Origin of the sequence: Cupriavidus phytorum (assembly GCF_003254285.1) — a bacterium.
Lineage (GTDB): Bacteria > Pseudomonadota > Gammaproteobacteria > Burkholderiales > Burkholderiaceae > Cupriavidus > Cupriavidus phytorum.
The window spans coordinates 1-11,328 of record NZ_QKZN01000004.1; the positions used below are offsets into that span (position 1 = coordinate 1).

The window sequence follows — 11,328 nt, forward strand, 5'->3', positions numbered from 1 at the left end:
GCAGTAATGCGTTAAGCTAACCAGTACTAATTGCCCGTAAGGCTTGATCCTATAACCAGTGTGTTTCACCTGGTGTGTGTGATCGTGTCTGTGCCAGATACGCACAACCCCAACTACATCCCGATTCGTGACGCTGTCCCAACCCGACAGCGCCACAACCCCTCATGCCTGGTGACCATAGCGAGCTGGAACCACCCCTTCCCATCCCGAACAGGACCGTGAAACAGCTCCGCGCCGATGATAGTGCGGATTCCCGTGTGAAAGTAGGTCATCGCCAGGCTCTTATACTGCAAAACCCCTCGACAGCGTGTGCTGCGAGGGGTTTTGTCTTTGGCGCGGCGCAATCGCCGTGCCGTTCCCTGGCATGCCGGTCCCCGTTGTTTTCATGCTGCATTGCGGGTCGGGGCGCATTCCGGCCTCGTCCGGCTTCTGCTATGTTCGACCCTCAAGTGCCCACGGGTGGCACGAAGGCGGTTGCAACACGCGTTTGCAGCAAGCAGTGAGCAATAAAGCGGGCCGATGCCGACAGAGCGGGTCCGTGATTTCGGGTTTCGAGGGGTTACATGACGGCCAAGAGGTTTCGGCTGGTTTTGACTGGCGCCGCCGGCGCGCTACTGCTGGCAGGGTGCGCTTCCACTCCCCCTGAACCGACCGCGTCGAAAGGCGATCCGGCCCCCACTGTCCCGAGCGCCTCCAGCTCAGCCATCGATTGCCAGGCCTTCACAGAGCGCATGGCTGCCCACGCGGCGGCGCAGGCCGATACCGCGGTGAACGAGCCCGACGCCCTGGCCGCCGCCAACACCGGCGCCGAGGAGGCCGGGGACGATGGCGAGCCCGCCGACGCCTCGCCACCCACCTTTGCCACGCTGCCGTTGTTTTCGGTTTCGCCACGCGGCAACCAGCTGCCCGTAGGCTGGCAGCCGTGGACCATCAACCGCAACAAGATTCCCACCACATACTCGATGGCCGAGGTCGACCAACGCGTCGTGGTGCACGCCAAGGCCGACAGTTCGGCCTCGGGACTTTACGTGCCGCTGCGCGAGCGCGATGCCGGCATGCTGCGCTGGACCTGGAAGACCAGCGGCATCATCCGCAACGCCGACAACAGCCATGGCCCGCGCGAAGACTCGCCGCTGCGACTGTTCGTGGCCTTCGATGGCGACAAGGGGGCGCTGCCGCTCAAGGACCAGTTGATGTACGAGATGGCGCGCCTGACCACCGGGCGCGAGATGCCGTACGCCACGCTGATGTATATCTGGGGCGGCCAGCGCGCGGAAGGCGCGGTGGTGAAGAACCCGCATACCGATCGCGTGCGTATGATCGTGGTGGATAGCGGCATGAAGCACGCCAATGAGTGGCGTTGCCACGAGCGCGATCTGCGCGCCGACTACCGCAAGGCATTCGGGACCGACCCCGGCCGCGTCATCGCGGTCGGCATCATGACCGATACCGACAATACCAAGAGCAAGGCCGAAGCCTGGTACGGCGACATCGCGCTGGACTAGGTTGTCGCGCCGGCGGCGCCCTCAGCCGCCGATCGGCTCGGCCAGCGCGAGCACCGCGAACGAGGCCAGCCAGTGCGTGGACACATACTCGCCCTCCACCGCCTGGGGCAGCGATGCCTCGATATGGTCCGACCACGCGCGGATCGCCAGCGGCCGCAGCGGTTCGGGCAGGGCGGGCTCCAGCAGGCGCCAGCACCAGGCGCGCGACAGGTTCAGTCCGTCCAGGTGCGCAGCCTTGGGGTCATTGCGGTTGGTCACCGTCACCGGTGTCAGCCAGTTGGCCAACTCGGCCTGGCCCGGCACGAACAACTCCCACCATTCCGAGAACGCGCAACCGTCCATCACGGCGTGCATCAGCACGGCTTCGGTCAGCCCACCGGACAGGAACTCGTCGCCGCCGGGCTCGTAGCGGGCCGGATACTTCTGGTCGTGGCCGAACCAGCGGTGGGCACGCCTTACGATGGCGCGCCGCAAGGCCAGGTCCTGGTGCGTGCGCGCATAGGCCAGCGCCATGACCAGCGCGAAGGCGCTGTTGTAGTGGGTGCCGGTGCGCACCGGGAACGCTGCCGCATCGAGGAATTCCGCCAGTTGCTGCGAGAGATGCGAGGCCAGCGGCGCGCAGGCTTCGGCCCAGACGCTGGCATGCGGGTCGTGCCGGGCCAGCGCCAGCAGTTCGGCCTGCAGTTTCAGCATCCAGCCCCAGCCGTAGGGGCGCTCGAAGGTGCGTGAGTCGGCCCGGCGGAAATACGCGAGTTCGGCGGCCATCGCGTCCGGCCGCAGCTGGGCATCCAGCATGGCGCGGATGCGCGGCGCTTCCTCGAGGTCCGGGTGCAGTGCCAGCAGCCGCACCAGCAGCCAGTGCATATGCACGCTGGAGTGCCAGTCGTAGCTGCCGCAAAACACCGGATGCCAGGCGGCCGGTCCGGCGAGATCGCCGGCGCCCGCCATCATGTGGTCCAGCTTGTACGGATAACGGCGCAGGATATTCTCCAGCGCCACGCGCGCAAAGCTGCGCGCGGTCTCGCGATCCAGCGCCGAACGCCCCATCGCCGAAGCTCCCCTTTGTGATCGTATTGCCCTGCTCAGGCAGGCGTGCTCGGGCACGCTCTGGTCTATGCCATCAGCTACCTGCCATCAGGCAGGTGCGAGCCACTTCTCCACCAGCCGTACGAAGAAGGTCGAGCCGACCGGCAGCAGTTCGTCGTTGAAATCGTAGCTGGGGTTGTGCAGCATGCAAGGCCCGATGCCATGGCCGGCATCGCGATGGCCGCCGTCGCCATTACCCAGGAACAGGTAGCAGCCCGGCTTGTGCTGCAGCATGAACGAGAAATCCTCGGCGCCCATGGTGGGCTCGACGTTGCTGTCGACGTTGTCCGGCCCGACCAGCTCGGCGGCGACCGCGGCGGCAAAGCCGGTCTCGGCCTCGCTGTTGATGGTGGGCGGGTAGTTGCGGTGGAATTCGTATTCGACGGTGCAGTCGAATGCCGACGCCACCGCGCGCGCCACCTCTTCCATGCGCCGCTCGATCAGGTCCAGCACCGGCACCGTGAAGGTACGCACGGTGCCGCCGATCCAGGCCTGGTCCGGCACGATGTTGGTGGCATCGCCGGCATGGAACTGCGTCACCGAGATCACCGCGGTATCGATGGGGCGCTTGTTGCGCGTGATGATGCCCTGCAGCGCCGACACGATCTGCGCCGCGGTGAACACCGGGTCGTTGCCGTTGTTGGGCATGGCCGCATGCGCGCCCTTGCCGCGCACGACGATGCGAAACTCGTTGCTCGAGGCCATCAGCGGGCCCGCGCGCGTGCCGAAGGCGCCCATCGGCATGCCCGGCCAGTTGTGCACGCCGAACACCGCGTCGCATGGAAAGCGCTCGAACAGGCCGTCCTTGATCATCTCGCGCGCACCGCCTCCGCCTTCCTCGGCCGGCTGGAAGATCAGGTGCACGGTGCCGTCGAAGGGCTTGTGCTGCGCCAGGTAGCGCGCCGCGCCCAGCAGCATCGCGGTGTGGCCGTCGTGGCCGCACGCATGCATCTTGCCGGTGTGCTGCGAGCGGTGCTCGAAGGTGTTGGCCTCCTGCAGCGGCAATGCGTCCATGTCGGCGCGCAGGCCGATGGTGCGCGGGCTGCTGCCGTTGCGGATCACGCCGACCAGGCCGGTGGTGCCGAGCCCGCGGTGGACTTCGATGCCCCACGCTTCCAGGTTGCGCGCGACCACGTCGGCGGTGCGCTGCTCTTCGAAGCAGAGTTCGGGATGGGCGTGGATGTCGCGCCGGATCGCGCGGATTTCGGCTTGTGCCTGCAGGATTTCGGGGATCAGCTTCATGATGCCGGGCGGCCTTGGGGTCGAAGGCGTTAGCAATGGGATACCCGGATCATACGATGCCTGTCGCGAAAGCGCCAAAACGCGGCGATTTGCTGCGCGCTCGCCGCCTTGGCGCAGCGCAATATGCCGGCGCGGGTGGGTTTCCCCGCATTGCCCTGGCATGTGCACTGCTGGAACAGTTCATGCTTGAAGTGCCCGGCCGGCAATACCGTCGCTTTGTGATGCCCCATCGCACCAAAAAGCAGCGCCGCTCGTGACCCGCTGCGCGCGCGCATTGCCGATCCTAAAACGTCTGCTTCACTTCCTACAGGGAGAATTGCGCGATGTCCCTTCGCACTTTCAAGAAGGCAATTGGCGCGGTGGCGGTGGCGGGGGCCCTTGGCCTCGCGCTGGCCGGCACCGCCCAGGCCGCGGACCTCAAACTGGCCATGAGTTCGCCGCCGACCTCGATGGATCCGCACTTCTACAACCTGTTCTCCAACATCAACGTTTCCGAGCATATCTTCGACTCGCTGACCAAGATGGACCCGGACAGCCGCATCATCCCGGGCCTGGCCGAGTCGTGGAAGCTGGTCAACAACCTCACCTGGGAATTCAAGATCCGCAAGGGCGTGAAGTTCCACGACGGCTCCGAGCTGACCGCCGAGGACGTGATCTGGTCGCTCGACCGTCCCGCCACGATCCAGAACAGCCCGGGCAAGTTCGACGTCTACACCAAGGCGATCGTCAACAAGAAGATCATCGACAAGCACACCATCCAGCTCACCACCAGCCAGCCGTATCCGCTGATGCTGAACGACCTGACCTCGATCTTCATCGTGCAGAAGAAGGCCACGCAGGGCCTGGGCTCGGATGACTTCGCGCAGGGCAAGGGCATGGTCGGCACCGGCCCGTTCAAGTTCGTCAGCTATGCGCGCGATGACCGGGTCGAGCTGGTGCGCAACAACGATTACTGGGGCAACAAGCCGGCCTGGGACAAGGTCACGCTGCGCTTCATCCCCAACCCGGCGACGCGCCTGGCGGCGCTGCTGTCGGGCGATGTGCAGGCCATCGAGAACGTCCCCACGCCCGACCTGCCCAAGGTGCGCAAGGATCCCAAGCTGGCGTTCTTCTCCAAGATCTCGCACCGCGTGATTTACCTGTATTTCGATGCCAAGCGCGACAAGTCGCCTTACGTCACCACCAAGGAAGGCGCGCCGCTGGACAAGAACCCGCTGAAGGACACGCGCGTGCGCAATGCCATCAGCATGGCGATCAACCGGCAGGGCATCAAGGACCGGCTGATGGAAGGCCTGTCCGAGCCGACCAACAACCTGGTGCCGCCCACGCTGTTCGGCTACAACCCCAACCTGAAGACGGTCAAGTACGACCCCGAGGGCGCCAAGAAGCTGCTGGCCGAGGCGGGCTTCCCCAATGGCTTCGGCGTGACGCTGCACACGCCCAACAACCGCTACGTCAACGACGAGAAGATCGCGCAGACCATCGCGCAGAACCTGACCCGCATCGGCATCTCGACCAAGGTCGAGGGCATGCCGATGGCGACGTACTCGTCCAAGGGCATCAAGCACGAGTGGTCGTTCGGCCTGCTCGGCTGGGGCGCGCAGACCGGCGAGGTCAGCTCGCCGCTGCGCGCGCTGCTGGCGTGCGAAGACAGCAAGAAGGGCTTCGGCACCACCAACTGGGGCGAGTACTGCAACCCGAAGATGGACGTGGTGCTGGAAAAGGCGCTGTCGACGGTGGACGACACCGAGCGCTCCAAGCTGCTGCAGGAAGCCACCGCGATCGCGATCAACGATGGCGGTATCATCCCGATCCACCAGCAGGTGACCACCTGGGCCACGCAGAAGGGCATCGTCTACGTGCCGCGCACCGACGAGCGCACGTACGCGCATAATTTCAAGCCCCAGTAAGCAGGCTGCCTGCTGCTGAGTTCGCGGTGCCGCGCATGGCTGCCGCGCCGCCTGGAAGCGCCACGCGCTCCCGGGCGGCGTGCGCATTCCCGCGCGAAAGGATAGTGGTCTGAATATGCTGGTCTTTATCATCCGGCGCCTGATGCAGAGCGTGGTCGTGCTCTTCGTCATGTCGCTGCTGGTTTTCCTCGGCGTCTTTGCCATCGGCAATCCCGTCGACATCCTGATCAACCCGCAGGCCGACCAGGAGGACATCAAGCGCACCATCGCGGCGCTGGGCCTGGACAAGCCGCTGTGGGAGCAATACTGGGTCTTCCTGCAGAATGCGCTGCAAGGCAACCTCGGTACCTCGTTCGCGCATGGCACGCCGGCGCTCAAGCTGATCTTCGAGCGCATGCCCGCGACCATGGAGCTGGCGGTCTGCGCGATCCTGCTGGCGATCGTGCTGGGCATCCCGCTGGGCCTGTGGGCCGGGCTGCGGCCCAAGGGCATTGCCGGCAAGTCGATCATGACGGTGTCGATCCTGGGCTTCTCGCTGCCCACCTTCTGGGTCGGGCTGATGCTGATCATGGTGTTCGCGGTGCAGCTGGGCTGGCTGCCGTCCAACGGCCGCGGCGAGACCGTGCGCGTGCTGGGCATCCCGCTCAGCTTCCTGACCGCGGACGGCATCCGCCATCTGATCCTGCCGGCCGTGACGCTGTCGCTGCTCAACATCGCCATGGTGATCCGGCTCACGCGCGCCGGCACGCAGGAGGCGATGCTGCAGGACTACGTCAAGTTCGCGCGCGCCAAGGGGCTGTCCAACACCCGCATCGTCGGCGTGCATGTGCTGAAGAACATCCTGATCCCGATCGTCACCGTGATCGCGCTGCAGTTCGGCTCGATCATCGCCTTTGCGATCGTGACCGAGACCATCTTCGCCTGGCCCGGCATGGGCAAGCTCATCATCGATTCGATCCAGTTGCTGGACCGGCCGGTGATCGTCGCCTACCTGATGGTGATCGTGACGCTGTTCATCCTGATCAACCTGGTGGTGGACATCATCTACAGCATGCTCGATCCGCGCGTGCGCATTGCCGACAACAAGGGCTGAGCCATGACCGCTGTCACCGTCGAACCCGAAGACAAGACGCCGCCGCGCGCCGCGGCGCGCGAGCAGTCCCCCTGGCGGCGCTTTGCCGCCGAGTTCTTCGCCAGCAAGATCGCCGTGGCCGGGCTGGCCACGCTGGTGACGATCATCCTGATCGCCATCTTCGCGCCGTGGCTGGCGCCGCAGAACCCGTATGACCTGGCCACGCTGGACGTGCTCGACGCGCGCCTGGCGCCGGGCGAGCAGGCCGGCAGCGGCATGACCTTCCTGCTGGGCTCGGACGAGCAGGGCCGCGACATCCTGTCGGCGGTGATGTACGGGCTGCGCATCAGCATCGGCGTGGGCGTGGTCAGCACCCTGATCGCGCTGCTGCTGGGCGCCACGCTGGGCCTGCTGGCCGGCTTTCTGGGCGGGCGCACCGAGGCTTTCATCATGCGCGTGGCGGACCTGCAGCTGTCGTTCCCGCCGATCCTGCTGGCGCTGATCCTGCTGGCCTTCCTGCGCCCGGGGCTGGGCAATATCGTGATCGCGCTGGTGGCGGTGCAGTGGGCCTACTACGCGCGCACCACGCGCAGCGCCGCGCTGGTCGAACGGCGCAAGGAGTACATCGAAGCCGCCACCTGCCTGGGCCTGCCGCCCGCGCGCATCATGTTCCGCCACCTGCTGCCCAACTGCCTGCCGCCGCTGATCGTGATCGCGGCGCTGCAGGTGGCCTCGGCGATCACGCTGGAGGCGACGCTGTCGTTCCTCGGGCTGGGGGTGCCGATCACCGAGCCGTCGCTCGGTTCGCTGATCTCGAACGGCCAGCAGTACATGCTGTCGGGCAAGTACTGGATCAGCTTCTTCCCGGGCATCGCGCTGGTGGTCACCATCGTGGCAATGAACCTGGTCGCCGACCAGCTGCGCGATGTGCTGAACCCGCGCCTGCAGACGCAATAACCGGGGAGCGCAAGATGGCACAACCGACGCTGGTGGTCGAACACCTGAAAACGCATTTCTATACGCGCGGCGGCATCGCCCGGGCCGTCGACGACGTGTCCTTCACCGTGGGCCGCGGCGAGATCATGGGGCTGGTGGGGGAGTCCGGCTCGGGCAAGTCCATGACCGGCTACTCGATCATGGGCCTGATCGATCCGCCTGGGAAGATCGTCGACGGACGCATTGCGCTGACCAGCCGCGACGGCGTCACGCGCGACCTGCGCGCGCTTACGCCGGCGCAGCAGCGCGACGTGCGCGGCAACCGCATCGCCATGATCTTCCAGGATCCGATGATGACGCTGAACCCGGTGCTGCGCATCGACACGCAGATGATCGAGGCGGTGCTGGCGCATGAGAACGTGAGCAAGGCGGTGGCGCGCGAGCGCGCGCGCAATGCGCTGGCGCGGGTCGGCATACCGTCGCCGGACGAGCGGCTGCAGGCGTATCCGCACCAGTTCTCGGGCGGCATGCGCCAGCGTGTGGCGATCGCCACGGCGCTGCTGAACAAGCCCGACCTGATCATTGCCGACGAGCCGACCACGGCGCTCGACGTCACCATCCAGGGCCAGATCCTGTACGAGATGCAGACCCTGTGCCGCGAGTCCGGCACGGCGCTGATCTGGATCACGCACGACCTGTCGGTGGTGGCGGGGCTGGCCGATTCCGTCTGCGTGATGTACGCCGGCAAGATTGTCGAGGCGGGCGACGTGCGCCAGGTGCTGGAGCACCCCGAGCATCCCTACACGCACGGGCTGATCAGCTCGGCGCCGTCGCGCAATCCGCGCGGCGCGCCGCTGCGGCAGATCCCGGGCATGACGCCATCGCTGCTGAACCTGCCGGGCGGCTGCTCGTTCCGCGAGCGCTGTCCCTATGCGACCGCGGCCTGCAAGACCGAACCCCCGCTGGAAACCGCCGCGGACGGGCGCCGCCTGCGCTGCTTCCATCCGGTGCTGGCCAACCAGGAGGCGGCATGAACGCCACTGCACTGCAATCCCGCCCGATGACCGAACCGGCCGAACCGACCGAACAAGCAGGCGCCACGCCCGCTGCGCCGATCCTTGAACTGCGCGGCGTGTCCAAGCGCTTCGTCAAGTCACTCGATGCCGCCGCGCGCATCGCCAACCTGTTCGGCGCGCATGCGCGCGAAGAGGTGGTGCATGCGGTGGACCGGGTCGACCTGAGCATCCGCGCCGGCGAGGTGGTGGGGCTGGTGGGCGAATCCGGCTGCGGGAAGTCCACGCTCGGCCGCATGGCCGTGGGCCTGCACTCGCTGACCGAGGGCGAACGGCTGTGGCGCGGCACCAACCTGGACCACCTGCCGCCCGACAAGCGCCGCGAGAAGCAACTGGCGATCCAGATGATCTTCCAGGATCCGTATGCCTCGCTGAACCCGCGGCTGCGCGTGCTCGACATCGTCGGCGAGGCGCCGGTGGTGCACGGCATGGTCGGGCGCGGCGCGCAGAAGGGCTATGTCGAGGACATGCTGGTTCGCGTCGGCATGGACCCGACCGTGCTGCGCCGCTTCCCGCACCAGTTCTCCGGCGGGCAGCGCGCGCGCATCGGCATTGCGCGCGCGCTCGCGGTGAAGCCCGAGTTCCTGGTCTGCGACGAATCGGTGGCGGCGCTTGACGTGTCGATCCAGGCCCAGGTGCTGAACCTGTTCATGCGCCTGCGCGAAGAGCTGAACCTGACCTACCTGTTCATCAGCCACGACCTGGGCGTGGTCAAGCACATCAGCGACCGGGTGGTGATCATGTACCTGGGACGGGTGGTCGAATCCGCGCCGACCGAGGATGTGTTCGCCGCGCCCAACCATCCCTATACGCAGGCGTTGCTGGCGGAAGCGCCCAAGCTGGAGGTGGCGCGCAAGAACTACGTCGCGATCCGCGGCGAGATTCCGTCGCCGCTGCACCCGCCAAGCGGCTGCCATTTTCATCCGCGCTGCCCGCACGCGATGCCGCGTTGCCGCGTAGAGCAGCCGCTGCTCAAGGAGATTGCGCCGCTGCGGTTCTCGGCATGCCACCTGAATGACATGAAATAGGGCTTGCAAATCGCGGGGGCGCGCCTCACCGAATCACCTGCCCCTTCGAATTGATGATCGTCATCTCCACGAACTTCGAGCCGACATGGTTCTCCGGCGTGAAGTTGACGATAAACCCGCCCAGATCGTAGTTGCGCATCGATTCCAGTGCGGTCACCAGCTTCTCGCGCGTCAGGTCCTTGCCCGCGCGGCGCAGGCCTTCGGTGAAGGTCTTGGCGGCGATGAAGCCTTCGATGCTGGCGTAGTCGAATTCGCTGGGCTTGCCGGCAGCCTGCAGCAGGCGCAGGTATTCGCGCACGATCGGCAGCGTGGCGTTGCCCGGGTGGGGCATCACCTGCGAGATGATCACGCCGCTGCCCTGCGCGCCGACCACGTTGGCCAGCGCCTGCGTGCCGACGAAGGAGACGTTGTAGAACTGGCCGTTATAGCCGCGGCGCAGCGCTTCCTTCACGAACGCGCCGGCGGTGCGGTAGGCGCTGATCATCACCACCGCGTCGGGCTTCGCCTTCATCGAGCCCTGCATGGCGTCGCCGATCTCGGTCGTGTTGCGCACCACCGGCTCGCGCGCGACGATCTGCACACCACTGTCGGGCGCGGCCTTGAGCGCGCGCTCGAGCCCGTCCAGGCCGGCCTTGCCGTAGGCATCCTCGTTGTAGACCACGGCCACGCGCTTGAGCCCGGTGGTCTGGATCTGGCGCAGGATGGCCGCGGTTTCCTCGTTGTAGCCGGCGCGCACATGGAACACATAGCGGCTGCGCGGCTCGCGCAGCGACTGCGCGCCGGTGTACGGACCGAAGAACGGCACCCGGGCCTGGATTGCCAGCGGCAGCGCGGCCTGGCTGGTGGGCGTGCCGACATAGCCGAACAGGGCAAAGACGCGATCCTCTTCGATCAGCTTCTTCGTGTTCTTGGCCGCCGGTTCGGGTTCGTAGTAGTCGTCCAGCGCCTCGAGCCGGATCTTCCGCCCGTGGATGCCGCCCTGCTGGTTGATGTGGTCGAAATACAGCCGCGCGCCCGAGTTCATCTGCTTGCCGAGTACGGCGGTCGGGCCCGTCAGCGCGGCGGACTGGCCCAGCAGGATGGTGTCGGCGGTGACGCCTTGCTCGGATGTGGCAGTAGTGGTTGCGGTGTTCGCCGCCAAGACGGCGCAGGACGCGCCGCCCGTGCCGATGGCGCACGCCACCAGCAGGCCGGCAAGCCGGCCATTGACCCCGGATCGGAAAGACATAAACCCCCCGCGAATGATGGTTCGGTTACCCGTTCGCCGCGTTGGCCGGTCTGCGCCGGCGAGCTGCTGGATCGTGCGGCATGGTGCGCGTCCCGGTCTGTGCCGCGAGCGCGCCGGCACATCATAATCGAATACAATCGGGACGAGATACTCCCCGCCGTCGCCCCGCACGCCCGGGGGATGCGCCGCCGGCCGGCGCGACGCAGGCGCTGCTATCCGCGGCCTGCGCCGGCATCTCCCGTTCCGTA

The 11,328-nt window shown here is 66.5% G+C and carries 10 protein-coding genes and 1 rRNA gene; 8 read left to right on the forward strand and 3 right to left on the reverse strand.

Going from position 1 to position 11,328, the window contains the following annotated elements; genetic code table 11:
* Positions 1 to 167: 167 nt before the first annotated feature.
* Positions 168 to 280, forward strand: a 5S ribosomal RNA gene (rrf, locus tag C7416_RS11350).
* Positions 281 to 563: 283 nt separating this feature from the next.
* Positions 564 to 1,505 (forward strand): DUF3047 domain-containing protein, encoded by a 942-nt coding sequence (locus tag C7416_RS11355; RefSeq protein ID WP_111519073.1) that lies wholly within the window; start codon positions 564 to 566, stop codon positions 1,503 to 1,505.
* A 21-nt stretch (positions 1,506 to 1,526) separates the two neighbouring features.
* Here C7416_RS11355 and C7416_RS11360 read toward each other — a convergent pair whose 3' ends face one another.
* A complete protein-coding gene (locus C7416_RS11360; RefSeq protein ID WP_111519074.1) occupies positions 1,527 to 2,552 on the reverse strand; it encodes a DUF2891 domain-containing protein in 1,026 nt (341 codons plus the stop codon).
* Between the two features lie 87 nt (positions 2,553 to 2,639).
* Positions 2,640 to 3,833 (reverse strand): M20 aminoacylase family protein, encoded by a 1,194-nt coding sequence (locus tag C7416_RS11365; RefSeq protein ID WP_111519075.1) that lies wholly within the window; start codon positions 3,831 to 3,833, stop codon positions 2,640 to 2,642.
* A gap of 56 nt (positions 3,834 to 3,889) precedes the next feature.
* On the opposite strand from C7416_RS11365, the gene C7416_RS28915 reads away from it, so the two are divergent.
* From C7416_RS28915 to C7416_RS11390, 6 genes are all read left to right on the forward strand, one after another.
* The gene (locus C7416_RS28915) at positions 3,890 to 4,090 is read left to right on the forward strand and encodes a hypothetical protein (protein ID WP_146604267.1); all 201 of its coding nucleotides are present in this window, start codon (positions 3,890 to 3,892) and stop codon (positions 4,088 to 4,090) included.
* A 66-nt stretch (positions 4,091 to 4,156) separates the two neighbouring features.
* Positions 4,157 to 5,743, forward strand: coding sequence for an ABC transporter substrate-binding protein (locus C7416_RS11370; RefSeq protein WP_111519076.1), 1,587 nt, complete (start codon positions 4,157 to 4,159; stop codon positions 5,741 to 5,743).
* Between the two features lie 115 nt (positions 5,744 to 5,858).
* The gene (locus tag C7416_RS11375; protein WP_012353976.1) at positions 5,859 to 6,836 is read left to right on the forward strand and encodes an ABC transporter permease; all 978 of its coding nucleotides are present in this window, start codon (positions 5,859 to 5,861) and stop codon (positions 6,834 to 6,836) included.
* A 3-nt stretch (positions 6,837 to 6,839) separates the two neighbouring features.
* On the forward strand, positions 6,840 to 7,772 hold the full coding sequence (locus tag C7416_RS11380) for an ABC transporter permease (protein WP_062801832.1): 933 nt from the start codon (positions 6,840 to 6,842) through the stop codon (positions 7,770 to 7,772).
* Positions 7,773 to 7,786: 14 nt separating this feature from the next.
* The gene (locus C7416_RS11385) at positions 7,787 to 8,785 is read left to right on the forward strand and encodes an ABC transporter ATP-binding protein (protein WP_018003713.1); all 999 of its coding nucleotides are present in this window, start codon (positions 7,787 to 7,789) and stop codon (positions 8,783 to 8,785) included.
* A 26-nt stretch (positions 8,786 to 8,811) separates the two neighbouring features.
* Positions 8,812 to 9,852 carry an ABC transporter ATP-binding protein gene (locus C7416_RS11390; protein ID WP_181461238.1) on the forward strand — a complete coding sequence of 347 codons (1,041 nt, stop codon included), beginning with the start codon at positions 8,812 to 8,814 and terminating at the stop codon, positions 9,850 to 9,852.
* A 25-nt stretch (positions 9,853 to 9,877) separates the two neighbouring features.
* Here C7416_RS11390 and C7416_RS11395 read toward each other — a convergent pair whose 3' ends face one another.
* Positions 9,878 to 11,080 carry an ABC transporter substrate-binding protein gene (locus C7416_RS11395; RefSeq protein WP_111519078.1) on the reverse strand — a complete coding sequence of 401 codons (1,203 nt, stop codon included), beginning with the start codon at positions 11,078 to 11,080 and terminating at the stop codon, positions 9,878 to 9,880.
* Positions 11,081 to 11,328 lie beyond the last annotated feature (248 nt).